Annotated in this window: 4 protein-coding genes; 1 reads left to right on the forward strand and 3 read right to left on the reverse strand. The window is 58.2% G+C overall.

What is annotated here, in order from left to right; translation table 11 throughout:
* Positions 1 to 667: 667 nt before the first annotated feature.
* Positions 668 to 1456, forward strand: coding sequence for a transglutaminase-like domain-containing protein (locus G8770_RS03185; protein ID WP_167181698.1), 789 nt, complete (start codon positions 668 to 670; stop codon positions 1454 to 1456).
* A 138-nt stretch (positions 1457 to 1594) separates the two neighbouring features.
* Here G8770_RS03185 and G8770_RS03190 read toward each other — a convergent pair whose 3' ends face one another.
* From G8770_RS03190 to G8770_RS03200, 3 genes are all read right to left on the reverse strand, one after another.
* A complete protein-coding gene (locus G8770_RS03190) occupies positions 1595 to 3583 on the reverse strand; it encodes a DUF3604 domain-containing protein (protein WP_167181700.1) in 1989 nt (662 codons plus the stop codon).
* A 378-nt stretch (positions 3584 to 3961) separates the two neighbouring features.
* On the reverse strand, positions 3962 to 9241 hold the full coding sequence (locus G8770_RS03195) for an OmpA family protein (protein WP_167181702.1): 5280 nt from the start codon (positions 9239 to 9241) through the stop codon (positions 3962 to 3964).
* Positions 9238 to 21564 (reverse strand): isopeptide-forming domain-containing fimbrial protein, encoded by a 12327-nt coding sequence (locus G8770_RS03200; RefSeq protein ID WP_167181704.1) that lies wholly within the window; start codon positions 21562 to 21564, stop codon positions 9238 to 9240. Before G8770_RS03200 ends, G8770_RS03195 begins: the two co-directional genes overlap by 4 nt.
* Positions 21565 to 21989: the final 425 nt, after the last annotated feature.

Below are 21989 nucleotides of genomic sequence, written 5' to 3' on the forward strand. Positions count from 1 at the left end.
ACAACCGCTCAAACGACCAAAGCCTACAGCGTCCAAACAACCCAGACCTGCTTGTCCGCCAATATTCAGTCGGTGATGAGTACGAGAGAGAAAGAAACGACACTGACGCAATGCGTGTCTACTCTGTGTATGTGTGCACTCTTCATGCGTGCTGGCTCTAACAGCGGCCAAGCCGAACAGCACTGTCAGCAAGTGACTCAACCAGAAAGATCGACGTTGGGGCGAGACCCGATGCGCAAGTGACCTCACCGAAAGTATGCCTCGCCCTGGAGTTTTACGGTTAATGCGGGTATGGCTGTTGTCATTACCCGCCAATGAGCCACCGACGACATCGTTGTGAATTTGACCAAGTGACTGCGGGCCACGTTGTCACTGACTACTAACTAGTTGTCACTGGCTACAACTGGCTACTAAGTTGTCACTGACTACTGCGTGGTTGCGGGCGAAATTGTTACGGTCTAAATTGATAGGGACTATGTTGATTCGACTAGGTTGATTCGACCATGTTGATTCGACTAGCTTGATTCGGATTACGTGAGTTCGGACCAGGTAGTAACTGACAAGGCAGTAACCGAAAAAGCATTCGCTCGTATTTCTACCCCGTTTGACTTGGCCACTGCCGGGCCTATTCCAGCCAACACTCTGTATCGAGACATCAGGAAAACTTATGTGGTTACACACCAGTTGCGAACTTAAATTCAACATCACCTGCCCGACCCCCTTTGTGCTGATGCTGCGTCCCCGAAGCGGTGCCCAGCAGTGGGTCGCCAGCGAAGAGTACCTGTTGTACCCCAGCGTCCCGGCCTTTGAATTTACCGACGATTTTGGCAACCTGTGCCAGCGCCTGGTGGCCATGCCGGGGGATTTCACCATTTCTACATCCGCTAACATCGAAACGGCGGATGTCATTGATCAGGCACCTGGCGGTGGCTTTGTGGACGTCCAGAACCTGCCGGACACCGTGTTGAAATATTTGCTGCCCAGTCGCTATTGTGAATCCGACCGTTTCGGCGACATGGCCACGGAGATTACCGCCAATCAACTGCTCGGTTACGATCAGGTGGCGGCCATCGAGCGCTGGCTCTACAACAATGTTAGCTTCGAGCCTGGCAGCAGCCCGCTGCCACTATCTGCCATAGAGGTCAATCAACAGAAAATCGGCGTCTGCCGGGACTTTGCGCATTTGGGGATTGCCCTGTGCCGCAGCCTCAGCATTCCCGCGCGCATGGTGGTGGGGTATCTTTATGGTCTGCAACCGATGGAATTACACGCCTGGTTTGAAGCCTACGTGGCGGACCGCTGGTACACCTTTGACGCCACCCAGCCCGTGAAAAACGGCGGCTCTGTCGCCATCGGTTATGGTCGGGATGCCGCCGATGTGGCGATATACAATCAATTTGGCCCTCCCGTTTTTCCCATAGAACAGAATGTGACCGTCAGCATAATCAACCCTTAACGACAAAAGGGCCCAGCTGCGGCCCTTCGTTTTCGGCTTACGGGTGCATTTTTAAACACCCCAAGCGCTCAGTTAAGCATCTGACCGGCTAATAACCTGCCTCAAACCGAGCCCAGTCAGGACAGCCCTTATCCATATCTACGGCGTGTACCAAACCGGTGAACTCCAGGCGCGCTCCTTGACGGTTTTGGGCAATTCCTGTGGATGCTCAACGCCGATCTTTTTGGCGTCGTACATGCTCCAGCGGCACACCGGATTTTCCAGTACCCGCACATAGTAAAACGCCCGCTCGCGGGGGTTGAAGCCCGGGTCGGTCCAGGTGGTGGACAACTCAGTAGCCCCCTTGTCGGAGCTGATCGAGCAGTCCTCCAGATTCACTGTGGCGCCGTTGTCGGGGCAGCGGTGCGAAGCCGGATCCGGTTGCAGGCCGTCGGAACAGGCCACGTCAAATACCGCTTCTTTAAGTTCATCTTCTTCTGTACGCCAACCCTTGATGACCTGCACCTTTTGCAACGGTGCACTCATGGGGTCTCGCATTGCCCAAATTACCAGCTTGGGGACTTTACCGTTCGCAGCCGTCAGCAGAGTGCCGCCCTGCGGGACACCGTCGGCGTAGGCGGTTTTCACCCAATCGGCATCTTGATGCAGCTGATCCGCAAAGTTATAGCCAGCGAACATCCGCACTTTGGTGCGGGTGCCACTGGTGGCAAAGGTCTCACGGCGATGCAGGGCATCCCAGATATCTTCGCGGGTGTTACTTTCGGCCCACACACCGGTGATCGCCCCCGGGTTGTAGAGTTTCGTCGGGTCATCATCGCCACTCATGCCCATCGCCTCGGCGGTGGGATTGGCTTTTAAGCCCAGGCGCACTTCGGGGCTGCCATCGTTGTTGGCGTAATGGCCTTCAAAATCATCTTCGGCGGTATCGCTGGGCGTGCCGTTGTGGTTGTCGGTGCCCCCGGCAAAGCCCTGTTTAAAGGGATTCACACCCCATTCTTCCTGCTCCCGCAAGCCAAACTTGAGACCATTGCGCACCATCGCATAGTCGTTGCTGCAGGCCGCATTCTCGCCTTCGGCGCAGGTTTCAAACACCGTTTCAAAATTACACTCTTCATCAGTGGTCATGATGCCGGTCTGACACTCGGAATTGCCTTTGATTTGCATGACTTCCACCAGGCGATCCATGCGGGCCCGGCGCTCGACAATCGCCTGCGTGAAGTCAGAGCCATCACTGTTCTTACCCCAATACAACCGGCCCCAATAGAAATTCGGGTTGTGGGGAATGGTCAACACTTTACAGTCCCGGATGCAGTTACCTTCCAGCCATTTGTGCAGGTCTTCACCGGTGCCTTCAAACGCCGAGAACACCGTCTCGGGCACCTGATCGTTTTTGAAAATGACATTGCGGTGCATCATACCGCCAGCACCCTCTGGCGCGTTGGCGGAAAACTCATAGGCGACAAAAGAAGTGAATTTACCCGGCTCGTAGCTCTGCGCAGCGGCTTGCTGAATTCGCTGCCAGGGCCCCTCAATGGCATTGATACAGCCACTGCCGTCCTCGCCGCAAATGTCTGCCAGGCGCGCGGCGGGGGTTTTGGCCATGCCGGAAAACAGCTGCTGAAACGTTTGCATATTAAAATTGCGGATACCCTCGCAGGTTTCCGAAGCGTAGTTTGCCTGTTGCGGGTTGGTACACACCTCGTACTCCCCCAGGGCTTCGGAGTGATCGGTGATCGCGGCAAAATCCAGCGGTTTGCTGATCTGCTTCTCGACCCCGTTCGCCAACTTGACCACGCCACCTTTGGCAAACCGGTAGGCGGTAAACGGGTCGTTCATGGTGTTGCCAAAGATGTAGGCATCCAGGGAGTAAGCCGTGTGCAAATGCAGTTCGCCGAAATAGGCATCCTTGAGGAGATTTTTTGTCACAGCTTCAGAAGTCGTCACCGACGTAGCTGACTCGGCAGCGGACGTTTCCGGCGTGGGTGAAGCGTTCGGTGCGGGCTCTGAGGCTTTCTCACTGCACCCTGTCAAGGCGACAACAAGTAGAGCGCCCACTACCAGCGCGCTGCTGGCCAGGGAGGGAAACACCCTCGATATCGCGCGTGTTTTGGGCTTAATGCCTTGCATACCAACACCCCAATCGTACTCATTTTAAGAAGATTCCGCCGCCAACCGTCAGGCGGCACGGATGAACAACAGCACCCGACCGGTGATCGGACACACATCAACAGTGCACAAGATCTGGACGCTGGTGGAGTTCTTCATCCCACAAGCATCCATGTTAGGTTTACTGTAGACCAATATTCATGAAAAAAAACGACGTGCAGGAGGCGCAGGGGCGTCTTAAGAAGGATAAGACACCCCGATTGATCGTGTAAAAAGGCTAAAGAGGTTTATGTCACTTTGGATTTTATGTCATTTCCCTGGCGCAGTGAGACACTTTAACCGCTAGCACAGCAAATAGCTTCAAGACTGTTGTCAGGTTCAGCTATCGTGACTCCCCCATCAGAACTTGCCGATCGCATTCACGAACACACCTTTGCTGTCGTAACTGAGATCGGTCAGATCGTCAGAAAAGTCGGTGGCGTTGTAACCCACACCCACTTTCATGTTGTCGCCAAAGTGACGATAGAGAGCCGCCAGCATCCCGCTGCGCTGATCCTGGGCATCCGGCAGATCCAGCAGGCGGGCCTCCAGCAGGAAATCCCAGCGGTGCAGGAAATGCCAGTCAGCCCGCATCACGTAGAGAGACGCATCACTGCGGAAGAACTCCGGATCTTCCCGGTCGAGACTCAATTCGCCGCGACGGAACGCGTATTTCGCCCCCAGGCTCCAGCGCTGGGTCAGATCAAAGGTGCCATCCACGGAAATCACATGGCTCTTTTGCACATACTCCGCCGAGGTATTGGCGACCGTGACCTGATCCGTGGCCGGCAGGTTGTAAAAGTAGGTGTACTTCACCAGGGCGTTTAAGCGGTCGCTGGCCACCGGACGGTAGGCGTAGCCCAACACCGCCTCGGTAAAGTTACCGTCGTAGAACTCCCCGAGGGAACTTTCACTCTCGGACATATTCAACTTGCCGATTAAACGCCAGTTGTCGCTGAGCTGCAGTTTGACGCTGTTTTTGCTCAACCAGGTGGTGCGCTCAGACACCAGCCCGGTGGTCGCGTTTTCGGAATCGTCGATGCGGTATTCCAGCGCACTGGCGTAGGAAGTCTTGTCGAGACTGTACCCCACACTCAACCCAAACGCCGTGCGCTCGGTTTCGGCCGCCGTCTGGGAATCTTTTAAGGTGGCGATGTCCAGGTTGGCGCCGTAGTTCCAGCGATCGTTGGGCGCCAGATCGATACCGGCCGAGTGGGTCAAGCCGGTGGGCACATCCCCGTGGGCGTAACGCTCTTCCAGATAGACACTGGCGGAATCCGAATACCTGGTGCGAAAGCCCGACACCAGATTGCCCTGGCGTGAACGCACGCCATTATCGCTGCGCTCGTTCTCAATGGCGTAGGTGGTGTAAAGGCTGGTGCGATCGGACATCAGATACTCGGCACCGACACTGCTTAAAGTCCCGAGATCGCCGCCGGAGAGTTCACCGTTGAGCGCAAAGCGCTCACTGACCCGGTAGCTGCCGCCAGCCCCGGCGCGGCCGTTTTCATCGCGGTTTCCCGTCGACGCCAGCGTCGATTGCGCAAAGCCATAGGCGCTCCAGTGGGTTTTCGAATCGTACGCCAGCTGCGCCCGCACATCCGTGCGTTCACCCTGTTCCTGGGTCACCGGCACCACCGGGGAAGTATCCGTGCGCTCGTCGTAACGCACCCCACTGCTGAGCGTCCACTGATCGTTGAGCAGATAGTCCACATCGACTTCCGTGGCCGAGGTTTCCAGCCCCTGATCCTGCTCCTTGATATCCAGCTTGCCGCGCAGGTTGATGCGCTCGGTCACGGGCAGCGCCACACTGCCGCCAAATTGCTGGGTGTCCCGGGTGGTCTGCAGTCCCGGCGACGAAAAGCCCGCTTCCAGATCTTGCACATAGAACGTCAGTTGTCCGTCCAGCGCCTCGTGCACATCACTTAAGGCCAGACTGCTGTCAATCCGAAAACCGCTGGCACTGGCGTCCGGATCCGTCACCGACGACGCATCAAAGGTATAACCGCCGTCCGCCGAATTCAGGGTATCCACGCCGCTGCCTTCGGTTTGTGAAACGTCGAACTTCACCCAGGTGCGGGTGCTTTTGCGCCAGGTCAGGTCGACGCCACTGAGGCTGCCTTCGGTTTCATCTTCTTCGTTGCTGTACAGGGTTGCGCCTACGCGCACACTGTCGCCAAACCAGTAGTGTGCCTGGCCACCCAGCGCCATGGTATCGAGTTCATCAAAGCCCGGGGTGTACTCATAGCGGGAGACCAGATAGATCTGATTGCCGTTGGTACCGTCGCTGTTGATCAGCATCTCATCGGCGTAGGACATCGACAGCGGCTCACTCAACAGAATGCGGCCCTGAATGTAATCGATGTCGTAGTCGAGCCCGGCCACCAGGGTTTTGACACCGAGTACCAGGCCCGAGTCGCGATCCCGAACTTCCACCCGCACCTGCTCCGATCCCTGGGACACATCCTGATGCCGCAGATAATAGAGTGAGCCACCGGTACCGCGAAATTCGTCGCGACTGGCAATGGTGCCGGGATCGGCGAAGAAGCCATCCACCGCGTAACGCTCCTCACCAAACTCGGTCAGAGCGTCCGCTTGCAGGTGACCATTGACCCCATACAGGGTGCGATCGACTCGCGCCAGGCTATTGTCGGAGTAATCCACCTCAAAATTGCCCCACAAGCCGTAGTCGTCCTGCTGCTGCAACTTCAGATAAAACTTGCCCAGGGTCGGCGCGCCCTCTTCCACCGTGCTGTCATCGCCAAAGGTCGGGTAGTAGTAATCCGGGTCCAGACGCCGAAACAGCGCGTCCGGCGTTTTGTCCATAAAGTTACTGAAAATTTCATCAATGGGACCTTCGCGGGTGTCCGCACTGGCGGTCAGCTCCCAGTCTTCACCAAACTTGCCGTTGGTGAAAAACGCCAGTCGACCATCAATGCTGAGATCGTTATCAAAGTAGGTGTCGTCCTGCGTCACCAGTTGGGCAGGACCATTGGTATCGTCCTGGGCCAGGGTGAGGTCGGCGATCCCCACATAAAACCAGTCGTTTTTCTTGAGCTGCAGATCGCGCTGAAACAATTCGCCATTGCCCTGCTCATCCAGCACCGCCACTTCTACCGTGTGCAAGCCGGTGGGCAGTAACTCTTCGGCGACAAATTCACGGTCTTCGCTCAGCGGTACCGGGCGGCCGGCAAACCAGATGGAATGTCCCTCGGGGATGCCCCTTCCGGCCACCTGAATCGAGCCACCTTGGAGGGGAATGTGGTGTTCATCCAAACGGTTTTCCCCATAGCCCACCAACAGTTCGCGCTCTTTTTCGGCCATGGCCAACGCGTCGGTATCCACTTCATCCACCACCCACAGTGACTGCGCTTTGGTCTGATCGTAAAGCCCTGCCGCGTTGGTGACGCGCAACACATAATGCAGGTGCAGGCGCGGCGCCTGATACTGTTCGAATTCGGCACTCCAGACACCGTTACCATCAGCATCGAGCGGGATCACCGCCAGCGGCTCCGAACGGGTGGACTGGCCGGCCTCAAACAAACGCACTTCGGCCTGTTGAAAACGGTTGCGATAGTTACTGTAGAGTTTGAAAAAAACCTGGTTCTCCATCACCCGGGTATTAAAGTCGTCGTTATAGCGCACCGTGGTCGGCCAGGCGGTGACGTTCAAGCGCGGCTTAAACGCCAGGTTGTCGTGCTTGAATTGAATGTTGGCGCGCTCCAGAGCCACGTCGGTACAGCGCTGCACATCGGCCACACTCTTGTCCGGGTCGTGCAGGGGTTTGCCGTCCACGGTAATGCGCATCAGGTTCAGCGAGTATGGGTTCTGGGTTTCCACTTCCCGGGTGATGCGGGTGATGTCCATGCCGTCCAGATCGTCCAGCAGAGCCAGCTCATCGTAAATCACTTCCACCTTGACTCGCGAGCGATCCGCCTCAATAAAGCCGGCATTCACCACATCGTCGGTCTGCACATAGCCGTGGCCCTCAAACTCCGCCTGCTGTTCACTCAAACCGATGTCCTGACTCACCTGCTCCATGACCCGGCGGGCACGGGCCGTGGACAAGCCAATGTCATCGCCATAAACCGCCGCAGTACGACGATCGAGACGTTCATTGGCGATGTAACCGGTAAAGCGCAGACGCACCTTGGCTTTGTCAGAGATTTCGCCCATCAAACGCTGTAAACGCTGACTGAACCCCGGTGGGATCTGCGGCTTGCCATCCTGAAAATACACTGGCACCACATCGCCCGAAGGCGGATGGTAAACCCGCGTCACGGTTTCCGAACCCGCCTGTTCCGGACAGATCTGTGGTTCATCCGGCAGCGCCTGCAATGGATCGTCGTACCAGAATTCCACGGCCACACGTCGGTTCAGCGTACGGCCTTTTTCGGTATCGTTGGTGGCGATGGGTTTGGCAGCCCCCTCACCGTCACTGTCGATGGCGGCGCTGGGCAGTTTGAGAAGATCCTGTACCGCCAATGCCACCCGACGGGCACGGGCGCGGGACAGGCTTAAATGATTGCCATAGATACGCGCATCCCGGCCGCTGAGCGGCAGGTTATCGGTGTGACCGATAAACCGTACGACGACATTTTGTTTGCTGCCCAGGTTGGCTAACGCCTGCTGCAATTGTTCCAAAAACTTCGGTGTGATGGCGGTGGTGTTTTCATCGTAGTGCAGCGGCACCACCAGGTTTTTCACCTTGGCACGCTTGTCGTGACCGGCCTTGTACGTGAGCTTACACACCGTTTCTACCCGACACACCTTGATGCGGTTCATCTGCTCCGCCACCAGCACTTCTTTTTCGACCTGCTTTTCACTCAGCTCGTCGTACCAGACTTCCACTTCCACACGGCGGTTTTCTGCGCGGCCGTCTGCCGTGCGGTTGCTGGCAATCGGTCGACCTTCGCCCAGGCCTTCATAGGAAATGGATTCTGCAGGCAAATCCATGGCGCGCTGAAAATATTCCGCCGTGGTACCTGCGCGCTCGCGGGACAAGCCCACGTTATCGCCATAAATACTTTTCAACTCCGGGCTCAAACTGGCGCTGTCGGTGTGCCCGACAAAATGCAGGCGCACATTGTTGCGATCCTGCATGGAGGCCAGTACATCGCGCAGCAGGGCCACATACTCCGGCGGAATATCCGCTTTGCCGGAATCGAAGTGAATCGCGGGCACCACATTTTGCAACTTGACGGTGTTGACGTCCTGCTCCGTGACTTGCTGCGTTTCCAGGCGATCCCCCTGGTTGTCGTCGTCTTCCAGCAACCACTGCTGAGCGCCATTCATGTTCAGCTGCTGGCGTTCGGCGTTATCCCCATAGTCACTGTCGCGATGATTGGCCGGTGTGCCTAAAGGCTGTGTGACTGACTGGTAGGCACTGCTGCCCCAGCTCAAAGGCGCCATGAACCAGCTGCCTTGTGACTCCGAACTCGTCTCTTCGGCAAACGCCGAGGCACTCGGCAGCAGCGCACTGACCAGCACCGCACTGACCAGTTTCGAACTGACCAACTTCGATCTCACTAGCATCGAACTACAGAACAAACCACCCTGCAACAAGCTCCAACTTGAGGGGAAAAGGTTCTTCACACGGCGCACCATCAACAGATTTTCCAGATTCATTGTTTTTATCATTCGAAGACTCCCGACCGCTCCGGTGGGGCACCACGACGCCAGTAAATTTCTGTTTCCACATTGAGCTTGTAACAGCAATCCATCTCTTGCCATTCATCCGTAATGGCTTGCTTCAAGGCGGCAACGCGTTTTTTCACCAGGCTTTCACTTTCCACATCCGCCAAATAGGACACGCGCACGATGGACGGGGCTTTTTGCAATTCATTCAGCAACAGCGGCAGGCGCGGCAGCCATTGCGGACGGATGACGGTGGAATCCGGCTCGAACACCCCTGCCGCCACATCCAGTCGCACCACCCGATGCAAGGTAGCACCAAAGTTAAACTTGCCGGCCTTACCGCGGGTTAAACGCACGACGCGCGGGTTTTCGGTGGTGGTACGGTAACCGCTGGGTAAACTGCGCTCGTCCAGTTTGAGAATAAAGTTGGAACCGCGCATCTCGTTGGGAATGGCCGCACAGGTCAAGTGGAAGCGACCGTGTTCATCGGCGGTCACCAGCAAGCCCCGGGCACTCACCACCCGGGCACCGGCAATGCCGCGCTCGCCACTGTCGGGGTAGCCATTGAGATTGGTATCCTCAAACACCTTGCCGATAATGTCGGAACAATCCAGCGTCGGATCCGGCACCACGCGCACCGTGGCACTGGCGGTATTGGACACCGCCTCGTTGGTCAGCGTACTCATCACATGCGCGCGGTTAATGTATTCCCCTTCGGACACACCGGCGCCAGGAATAAACAGCAGTTCCAGCTTGCTTTCGCTGTTTAAGCCCAGGTCCAGGTCGGCCCAGCGCAGCTGCCCTCCCAACAGTTCCGGCTCCAGCGCCTGACCGTTAAATCGGGCCGAGCCTTGCACATACTTGAAACCCGCTGGAAAGGTGTCGACCAGGGTCAGGTCCTGCAACGCCGCCAGGTAATTGTTATTGATGGTGATGGTATAGGGCACCAGATCGCCGCGTGAGACATTCAGCTTGCCAGCGACTTTACGCACCGCCACGGCCTCATCCAGAATCGGATCCAGCGGGATGTGGTTGTTGAACAATTGATTCTCACCGGGTACCAGAGAATTGTTCAGCGCCAGGTGCAGGTAGTAATTCGTGCCTGACGTGCGTGCCTCCACCGACAGGGGCGGTGCGGTATTCAGCCCGACCACTTCACACAGTTCGGCTGTGGCCGGCACGGCGTCGTCGGTCCCGCCGAGACAGCCGGGAACATCAAACGCCGCCATGGTTTCATCACTTTGCGGCGGAATCAGACGCGATACGCCCGCTTCATAATCAGACGTCGGCGCGGTCACCTGCAGCAAGTAACTGTTGGCCGTGGTACAGGCCGACTGACTGAAATTGACATCAAAACGGTAATAACCTTGCGCCGCGACCACCTGACCCTGTTGAGCGGCATCGTCAAAACAGCTATCGGGCAACGGCTGCAACGTAGAGGCGTTGAGCATCCGCAGTGACGCCCCCGCTACCGGTATCCGGCTGACCGAATCGTACACCACCCCGTTGGGCAGCACCGGCAGATTGAGATTATCAAACAGCGCATTATCGCCGACTTGAATGCCGCTGATGAATTGCAACGCATCCACAAACGGCGAATCGGTGACGCCGAGCAACGCCGTGTTCACCCCGGCACCCGGTGCGATAAACCGAATGCTGTACTGCACCGATGACGACAGGTTCGAGGCCAGGCCCACAAACTGGTAGACACCGTTGGCATCCGTTTGCGTGGTGGCCAGCAACACCGCATTGCGATAAAGCTCCACCGCCCAACTGTCCAGTAACGACTCGTTACTGTCGGCGGCGAGGTTATAATTCACATCGTGCCAAACACGTCCACCCACCGTCGCCGCTTCGCCCGGAGGCGCGCCAATGACCACCGACGCCGAGGCCGATTCCGTCTGGCTGGCCGAGTCCCAGACCACCTGTGAGGTGTTGGTGAGGGTGGTGCCTGAACTCAGCGCGGCATCCGCCGTGGCCCGGAAACGCAGAACGGTGGTTGCCCCCGCAGCCAGGTCACCGAAACGGGTGGCGTAGTCCGCACTCAGCGTGGGATCGGTAAAGGTGACCCCGTTGCCACTGCCATTGAGGGTCGAGAAGCCGCTGACAAAATTCAGTTGATTGGCGACCGGGACACTCAGGTCACTGCTGATCATCACATCGGTGGCGGGCAAGGTGCCGATGTTGCTCACCGTGACGACGAATTCCAGCTCGTCACCGGCCAGCACCACACCGCCATTTACGTCAAACACTTCTTCAACAATGGTCAGTAACTGGACATCACCGACCACGATCAACGTGGGCTGGTCACCGTTGCTGTCAATGCCGTCAGCGTCGGTAGGTTCATCGTCCTGTTCGGTACTGCTGACCACACCCTGGTTACTGATCACGGTACCGGGGGTCACCGAACCCGCCACGGTCACCTCAAAGACGACGGTTGCGCTCGACCCGGCGGACACTACCCCGCTGGCCGCACCGTCGGCAGAGGCGATATCAATTCCGGCAATCAACGGCGAGACCCCGCCGTCGGGTTGACCGATAGGCTGGTTATTTAAGCGCACACTGTTGCTGACGTAGGTGGTATTGACCGGCACCGTATCGACCAGACTCACACCGGAGGCGTCCACCGAGCCCTGGTTGGAGATCACAATGGTGTAACGCAATTGATCGCCCGGATCGACCAGGCCATCCAGATCATTGTCCACACTCAACGCCACCGTTTTATGGGCGTCCAGTAAGGGCGCATTGCCGACCACGTCGACGGTGGGATCGTTGATCGTCGGCGTTGAGGGATCGTCCGAAGGCGTTTCATCAAACGAGCCACTGCCCACACCATTGCCGTTGACAAAACCCTGGTTCGAAATGGCGGTGCCACCCACCACGCCGTCATTGATGCTGACGTCAAACGTGACCGTCGCGGTGGTGCCATCGGCCTTCATGACGCCAACCGTTGCCGTACCGGCTGCCTGGATAGACAGGCCATCCTGCAGCGGCGATTGCCCCGCCGCCACATCACTCACGGCCATACCGTTCAAGGTCGTCGAGCCGGGAACATAGGTGGTAAACACCGGCACCAGATCTTTCAGCGTCACATCGGTGGCGTTTTCGTTACCGCTGTTGGTCACCGTGATCGTATAGCGCAGCCTATCGCCGGGCTGCAAGATTGCCGTATCGCCGGTCAGGTCGGCGGAGGTTTTCTCCACCGTCATCTGCGGCGCCGAGATCACCGTGGTGGTGGTGGTATTACTGGGAGTTTCCGCCAGGTTGTCGCCACTGAGATAGCCGGTATTGAGAACCGCCGTGCCGCTGTCCAGAACCGACGCCAGGCGCGCACGGTATTCGAGCGTGACGCTATCACCACCGGCAGCATCGCCCTGCGCCGCCAGAATAAAACCACGGATATCGACCACGCCGGTGCCCTGCGCACCGCCCGCTGCATCCGTGCCACTGACATCGGCCGCGGCCGGTGGATTAATCAGCTGCAAGCTACCCGGTTCAAATTCCGCCGCCAGCTCATCCACAAACACCGCGTTGGAGACCGCAACCACACTGTTGTTGGTGAGCGTCAGGCTATAGCGCAGCACATCGCCCGGTTCCGCCTCGGTCGCCGGAGACTGACCACTGGTTTCGTTAACCACGGTTTTGACCAGACTCACATCCAGCCGAGTGAACAGAGAGGCAATGGCCGGCCCGGCCAGGTAATCGTTATACGCCGGCGCCGTAGAACCATCGCGTTCAACACTGACGTCACCGTCAATACCGGTCCACTGCACCGTGGCACTGTTACTCAGGGTCTGACCGGCCTGTACGCCAGCCAACACCTGCACGTCATAGGTGAGCGTGACCGTGCCACCCTCCACCACATCAATATCCGCACTGCCATCGGCCAGACTCCAGACCAGGGTCTGCGGTGTGGTCACCCCGTCGCCGCTACTGACCGGATCCGCGACGCTGCCACTGTCGACGGCTGCGCTGCCCGGTTGATACAACAGCCCCAACGTCAGCGCGTCGTCAATGGTGAGGTCAAACGCCGAGCTGTATTCGTCGTTGGCCGCTCCGCCCGCCGCAGTAAAGGTAATGCTGTAGCGCAACAGGTCACCGGCCACCGGCGCCGCGCCCGGATTGCTCAGATTACTCACCTGTTTGGCAATGCCCAGTGAAGGTTCGACAATGGTCAGGGTCGGCGCAGGCTCACTGGTCAACGGTGTCCCCGTATAACCGCCGTAGGTGTAGGACGCCGTGTTATCAATGCTGTCACCGGCGTTGGTGAGCGCAGAGTTGGCGACATAGGTGTTCAGGGTCACCACCACGTCCTCGCCAGCCGGCACCTGGGCGATGGTCAGATCGACGTCCTGACCCGCGCTGTTGTCGGTCAAGGCCGTGACCACGCCACCGACTTGGGCGCTGGCATCCACATACACCAGCGACGCCGGCAGGCTATCAGTGATCTGCAGGTTGGTGCGTCCGGCATTGATGGCCGCAATGGTGATTTCATAGTTGACCGCTTCACCGATGGTCACATCTGCGTCAGGTGCCACGGGTGCCACCACCGTTTTCACCGGCAGCGGATCCACCACCTGGTTGGTCATCCAGAAATCCATCTGACCGGCGGCGCCATACTGCTCGGCATCACTCGCCGGCGCGGGCAGAGACCGGTATTGCGTCGCCGCCACATTGTTGCTCCACACCTGATTGGGCGCCAGGTTGGCGTAAAAACCGACTTCGTAACGGATCGTCGCACACTGCCCCGCCGCGACCGGCGCCAACAGATTGAAAGTCATGGTGCTGGCGCTCACGCCCCCGCCCGACACCAGCGCGGTGTTGTAATCGACTCCGGCCGTGGCGGCCGCTCCGTTGATCGTCACCTGCACATTACTGATGGTGCCCGGATCCAATTCCTGTTCCAGGGTGTCGACCAATTGCAGATTGTAGGCCGGCGCTGCCGGTGTGGGGGCGTTACAGGCCCGCAACTCATACGACATCACGTCATTGGCGATGTCGACCGCCAGTGGCGCTGCCGCACTCGGATAGCTGTTGCCCAGGCTGTCCAGCTTGGTTACGGTCGCGATTTGCGGTTGGCGAACCTCAATCTCCGCCGAGTCATTGAGAACGGTACCGCCATCGTAGTTCAGCGCCGCCGCATTGTTCAGCGCAGTGCTGTTGGTGTGGGCAAGTGTGCTGTTCGCCACCCGTGCGCGGTAGCGAATCACGAACGAATCGTCCGTTGCATTATTGTTGATGGCGTTGGTGATGTCGCCGATCGACCAGGTAATCAAATTCCCCACCACCGCAGGCGCGGCGATATCGGTATGGGTGAAAGGTGCCACGCTGCTATAAGGCGCACTTGTTTCGCCATTGATCGCGACCACACTGTCAAACACCAGGCCCGCCGGTAGCGTGTCCGTGACTTCGACGGCCGTGGTCAGCCCTTCCCGCAAAGTCAGCGTCAGCGCAAATTCCACATAATCGCCAACCCGCAGGATGCCGTCATTGGCACTGCTGAAGGCGTCATCCCAGGTGTCGGCCAGCACCGTTTTGGCCAGCGCGGTGGTATCCAGCGCAGCAATGGTCGCCACCACCGGGCCGTTACAGTAATCGTTGTGGTCTGTCGGTGCCGGGCAGTTATCACCCACACGCTCCAGCCCATTGCTGCCCTCCATGGAAGTCCAGTCGGAGCGGACACTGTTATCAAATTGACCCACCGAGGCGTCGGTGACATTGACCTGATAGGTCAACGCCAGCGACTGACCCGCCGGGACGTCCAGGCTGTCATCACCGTTGTCCGCCCCCCAGACCATGTCGGCACCGTTGACGGTGGGGTTTGAATTAAAACCGCCAACCGCGACAGAATTGATGGCCGCCGTAGCCGAACCGGCCACCAACGCCAAACCATTGGGCAAGGTATCGGTCACCGTCGTGTCAAAAGCCGTTGCCGTGCTGCTGTTGGCCAGGGTCACGACGTACTCCAGCAGGTCGCCGCCCGCCGCCGGGTTACCCGGGTTGGTCAGGTTATTGACCACCTTGGTAATAGCCAGTGACGGCTCGACAATGGTGAGCTGGGCCGACGGTGCACTGGTCAGTGGCGTACCGCCGCTGTAGGTGTAGGTCGCCTCGTTGCGGAAGGTGTCGCCGGCGTTGGTGTTGCTGTCATTGACGACGTGGGTGATCAGGGTGATCACGGCCACCTCACCGGCCGGAATCTGGGCCAGGGTCAAATTCACATCCTGACCCGAGGTGTTGTCAGTCAGCGCTGCCGGCGCTCCGGCCACGGTGGCAGAGGCGCTGTCGTAGCTCAGGGCCGAAGGCAATGTGTCGGTGATCACCACCGCATTGCGCAAAGCGCTGACGGCCGGGATTTCAATCTCGTAGGTCACGGTCTCACCGACGGCGACCTCCGCCAGGGGCGACACCAGCGTCTTGACCGGCAGGGGGTCACTGCCGGCATTACTCATCCAGAACTCTGCCGGTGCCGCTAGCGCGTACTGTTCACCCACACTGGTGGGCGTCGGCAGTGACCAGTAGTCAGTGGCGGCCACGCTGTTGACCCAGTACTGGTTCGAAAGCACATCGGCATAGAAACCAATGTCATAATTCACGGTGACACACTGACCCGGTGCCAGCGGTTCCAGCAGATCAAACGTCATGCTGCCGCCACGGCCGGCAGGCGCGGTGTAGTTGTACTCCACGTTGTTGCTGGCAGCGGCCCCGTTAATGGTCACCTGCAAGTTGGCAATGCTGCCTTCATCCAGCTCGGACGCGAGGGTATCCACCAACTGTAAATTGTAAGCCGGTGCGGCCGGTAACGCGGCATTACAGGATTGCAGTTCAAACGACACGGTATCGTTGATGATATCCACAATCAGCGGCGCGGCCGGGTTCGGGTAGCTGTCACCCAGGCCATCGATTTTGGTGACGGCAGAGATCACCGGCTGACGCACTTCAATATTGGCGCTGGCGTTCCGTACGCTGCCTGCGTCGTAGTTCAGCGTCGCCGCATTGGTTAAAGGCAAACTGTCGGTCTGCGACAGAATATCTTTGGCCACGCGGGCACGGTACTGAATTACAAAGGTATCGTTCGCGGTGTTGTTGTCGATGGCGTTGCTGATATCGCCCAGGGACCAGGTGATGACATTGCCGGCCACCGACGGTGCGGCGATATCCGTGTGGCTGAACGGTACGGCATTGCTGTAGGGTGCCGAGGTGTCGCTGTTGATGGCGAGCACGCTGTCAAACTCCAGGCCCGCTGGCAGGGTATCGCTGAGCGTCAGCGCAGTCGTCAGACCTTCGCGCAGGGTCAGGGTCAACTGGAAATCCACCGTATCCCCCACGCGCAGCACGCCATCATTGGCGGCACTGAAACTGTCATCCCAGCTGTCGGCAATGACCGTTTTCGCCAGTGCCGTGGTGTCGAGGGTGGTCACCGAAGCCACGGCCGGACCTGCGCAGTAATCGTTCTGATCCACGGGCGTGGGGCAGTTGTCGCCGAAACGCTCACGGGCGTTAACCCCATCCAGCGACGAGGCATCCGCCATCGCACTGTTATCCAGAGTGCCGGCAGACGCATCGGTGACGTTGACCTGATAAGTCAGCACCAGCGACTGGCCCGCCGGAATATCCAGCGTGGCATCGCTGTTGGCGTTACCCCACAACAGATCATTGCCGGCTACAGTAGGGCTCGCCACAAAGCCACTCACCGCAGTGCCATTGATGGTCGCCGTGGCCGATCCGGCCACCAGTGCAAGACCAGCCGGCAGGGTGTCAGTAACCGAGCTATCAAAGGCGGTGGCATTGCCACTGTTGCTGACGGTGACCGTGTACTCGAGCAGATCACCGCCGGCCGCCGGATCCGTCGCCGTCTTGCCACTGGTGATGTTGGCGACGTCCTTGCTAATGCCAAGCGTGGGCTCCACGATCGTCAGGGTCGGCGCCGCAGCGCTGGTGAGCACCGCACCGGTGTAACCGCTGTAGCTATAACTGGCGGTATTATCAATCACATCTCCCGCATTGGTGGCCGCGCTATTGGCCACATAGCTATTGAGCGTGATGACCACTTCTTCACCGGCGGGGACCTGGGCAAGGATCAGATCCACGTTCTGACCCGAAGTATTGTCCGTCAGCGCCGTCGCAGTACCGCCCACGGTGGCTGTCGCATTCACATACACCAGGGCGGCCGGCAGGGAATCCGTCACCTGCAAGTCATTGCGAACCGCGTTAATGGCGGGAATGGTGATGGCGTAAGTCACCGTCTCGCCAATGGTGACATCGGTATCTGGCGCGATCGGGGCCACGACAGTTTTCACCGGCAGAGGGTCTGCCGTGGTGTTGGTCATCCAGAATTCCGCAGGCCCTACCACGGCATACTGCTCACCGTCTGTGGTCGGCGTGGGCAGCGACCAGTATTCGGAAGCGGCCACGCTGTTGGCCCAGAGCTGGTTCGGGGCGACGTCGGTATGAAAACCGACATCGTAATTGATCGTGGCACACTCATCCGCCGCCAGCGGCACCAGCAGATCAAAAGTCATGTCACCGCCACGCGCCGCCGGTGGTGTGTAGGTGTAATCTGCGCCGTCGGTGGCGGTGGCTCCGTTGATGGTGACCTGCTGGATGGCAACGCTGGTTTCATCCAGTTCGGCGGCCAGCGTATCCACCAGCTGCACATTGTAGGCCGGTGCGGCCGGTGCAGGGGCGTTACAGGTGTGCAGTTCAAACGACATCACCCCAGTGGCGATGTCCACGCTCAGCGGCGCGGTGCTGTCCGGGTAGCTGTTACCCAGGCCGTCCACCTTGCTGACCGCGGCAACCACCGGTTGACGCACGTCGATATCGACGCTGCTATCCAGCACCATACCGCTGTCGTAACTGAGGCTGGCGGCATTGGTCAAAACGGTACTGTCTGCTTGTGTCAGGGTGCTGTTAACCACCCGTGCCCGATAGTGAATCTCAAACGTATCGTTGGCACTGTTGTTGTCGACGGCGTTAGTGATAGCGCCGATGTTCCAGGTAATGACATTACCGGCCACAGCGGGCGCGCCGATGTTGGCATGGGTGAAAGGAGCCACACTGCTGTAGGGCGCACTGGCATTGCCATTGATGGCAATCACGCTGTCGAATTCCAGGCCGGCGGGTAACGTATCCGTGACTACGACCGAGGCGGTGGGCCCTTCACGCAGCGTTGCTGTCAGCGCAAAATCCACCTTGTCCCCCACCCGCAGAATACCGTCGGTAGCGGTGGTAATCACCCCACCGTCGTCCCAGCTGTCGGCCACAATGGTCTTGCTGAAGGCCGTGCCATCGGTAAAGTCGAGCGACGACGTGCTCTCCTCGGAGCAGTAATCATCCGGCGCCAGAAAACTCGGGCAGCCGGCCCCGGTACGTTCATCGGTGGCGGTGTTGTTCAGCGAGGTCCAGTCCGCCCAGACACTGTTGATCAGGGCGGTGGTGGATGGTGAGCTGACGATGACACGATAGGTTATCGTCAATGTCTGACCGACCGGCACGTCCAGCGTATTGTCGCCGTTGATGCGCCCCCAGATCAGGGAACCGTCGCCGGGTTCCAGCGGGGTGGCCACAAAGCCATCGTCCGCCCGGTCATCCCCCCCGATGGTGGCCAGCGGCGTGAACGAGGTATCCAGAGTCAGTGTCGCGGGCAAAAAGTCGGTCACGTTGACGTCGTAAGCGGTGACACTGCCACTGTTTTCCCAGGACACCACGTATTCCAGCGTATGCCCTGTGGCTGCGGGTGAATTACCCCCCAGAGTGATGTTGGTTACCGTCTTGGGGAGCGCCTCCAGCTGCGGCTCGCGCACGGTCATCAGCTCGGTCGTATCCGAGCCGCCATTCAACTGCGCACCGCCATTGCTACGGGCGTAGGTGTAGCTGGCGGTATTGAAAAACGTTTCCCCTTCCTGATTTTGCGTGCCGTCATTGCGCACCCGCACGGTGATAGTGACCGTAGCCGTCTCGCCGGCGGGAATGTCGAAGGCGTTGCTGGTCTCAATCAGTACCAGGTCGTTGTTTGCACCGTTGTCGGTATCGCGCAGGGTCAGGCTGGTAGCGCCGACCAGAGCCGAGGCACTGATGAACTCCAGATTGTCGGGCAGGCTATCAACAATACTGACGTCATACAGGGGCGCCGCCACCGGCGTCGCCGGCACTGTCAAGGTGTAGTCAAACGTCTCGCCGATCACCACGTCGGTGGTGGCCGGGTTTTGCTTGTCGAGTGCATCGGGCACAATGATGGTGACGACCGTCGGGTCTTCGTCACCGGCAACGGTAGGATCCGCCACCCCGTTCACAAACGGATCGTCACTGGGGTAACTGGCAGGCACGGGAGTTACGGAGGTTATACCGGTGGCTTCAAGAATCGCCTGATTGGACACCGTGTCGCCGTTGGCAAGACCAATGGTCGCCAGGGTCGCGTCAAACTCGATCACCAGATCGTGGAAGACCGGAAGATCCAGTGAAGCGCCGCCCTGCCCCACCACTTGCAACTGACCGCCGGAAAAACTACAGGCGGGCTGGGTGATACCAGCGTTGGCCGGACGAATTTCACAGGTCACAATATCGGCGCTTGTCGGCAGTGCCGAAAATTGGCTTGCTACGGTCGTCAGCGGATCCGAAATCCGGATGTCGGTAATGTTTTCATCCACGTTAAACAGACGAATGCTGTAACGCAGCTGCTCACCGGGCACCGCCGTCACCGCCGGGTAACTGCCAGTCGCGAGATTCTCGACGGTTTTTTCAAAATAGAAACCCGACAGCGCCACCGTCACCACTTCATTGTCTTCGTGGTCCGTGGTGGTGGGTGTGCCGTTGGTGAGAGTGCGGGAAATTTCCAGCCGACCTGAAACACTGCTGTCGGCGTTATACCAGCTGGTGGCTGCCGCAATATTGGTCAGGTCGCCGCTGGGAGGACTGGTCAGGGGAAAGCTGTCCAACTGGGTGACGAAATCGATCACCAGGTGCTCACCCGTCAACAGCGCTCCGCCGGCGTCGGTCATTTCAAAACTCAGGGTACAGCGATCGGGTCCGGTGGTGCCGCCCCAGTCGACGACATAGTCTGTGCCCGCGCTCAGGGTCCGCAGCACGCTGATACCGTCAGCAGCTCGCACCTCGGCCTGCAGGTCGGCACCGGTACCGGCAACAGGGTCAAACTCACAAAAGCCCACCCCGGAATTATCGGATGTATCGTTCGGTAGCAGATCTTCGACCGTAATATTCCAGGCCTCGCCAAGACCCTCGTTCTGTATATCCAGCGTAAAGGGCACCTGCCCCAGCCCCACCGAAGGCGTCGAGGTTGTTTTCTCCATCACCAGGTCCGGGGCGACAATGATCATCTGCCCGGAGATACCCGACTCACCCGGTAGGGGATCAAAGAAGGTATCCGCCGTGCCGTCACCGTCGGTGTCAATATTACGGGCAAACTCCCACTCGGCCTTGTTGGTGAACACAGTACCGGCCGTATTACCCGGCACATCATCCAGCACCACCGTCACACTGACGAGAATCTGTTCGTTAGCCACCGTGTCCGGCAAGGTAAAGTCCAGCAGTTTGTCACTGCCATTATTGCTGACCGCAATGGAGGCGCCTGCACTGGGACCACTGCCGTAGACTGCCGACACGCTCACCAGACTCATCTCGGCACCGGTGGCCGCGGCACTCAGGTCATCCCAGACATGGATGTTGCCCAGCGGGTTGGGTGAGCCCTGATTCGGGTCACCCACCGCCTGACACGCCGCAGACGTGGGATTCTCAACACAGTAATCACTGAATTCCTGCACAAACATGATGGGAATTCTGAGCGTGTAGGTAAACGGCACGCCCACCGTGGCATAGGGTCCCGGTACCTGCTTGTCAATTTTTTCAACCGGGATGAAGAAATCCTGGCAGCTGTCGCTGACGTTGGTGAACTCAGTGCCGTTGACGGCCCACAACGCCACAAAGTCAAGGTTGTTACCACAGGACATGTTGCCGGTTGCATAGACGTTATCAAAAATAATCAGCGAGCCCTGAATCGTATCCGGGTAACTGATGTTCCATTCAAAGGGATTGGACGCGGTAAAGTTACGGATGGTACAAGGTGCATCGAGTGCCAGCTGGCCAAAGTTGGAAAGGTCTGCGGGAAGGCTGCTGCCATCAATCAGGCGTGCGCCATCCGCCCGATCAGGATCCAGAGGCCAGTCTGCACTGCAGCTATCGTATTTTGCCGCCTGGGCTGCACCCGCCATCCCCAACAACAAAGTGACAAGGAAAAGACGCAACCAGACAGAAATATGTCCGGGCACTGACGTCACAGCGCGTTCAACAATAACCAGTTTGGAATTCACAGACACTCTCTATGCAAAACACATCTATGCAAAAACACAATGCACTGTGCGAAATCACAGCGCAAAATCAGATTCGGAAACATTGAGAGTCGAGATTTGAACAAAATCTTGCTGCCATAGCCGTCTAACCCCCAATTCATTCAATCTACAGCCCTGCCAGATACAGGGTAAACAAACTTCCTTGCCTGCCTAAATCAATCACGTTCCGCAGCCTGAAGCCGTTGCCAGAAGTTTCTCCGGCCTGTTATCAACTTTCTCGAAACTTCAGGCTGGTGCTTGTTGTACTCAGGAGCTTTTATAAACAGCTGCTTCTTATCCACCGGCTGTTGTTAACAACTTGTGTTAAAACTTGAGTTAACAAATTGCAACGATCAAAAAACATTCAACTGAGTACGTCGCAACTGCTTGACCAAACCGATACCAAA

It is taken from the genome of Pseudomaricurvus hydrocarbonicus, assembly GCF_011602365.1.
Classification (GTDB): domain Bacteria; phylum Pseudomonadota; class Gammaproteobacteria; order Pseudomonadales; family Cellvibrionaceae; genus Pseudomaricurvus; species Pseudomaricurvus hydrocarbonicus.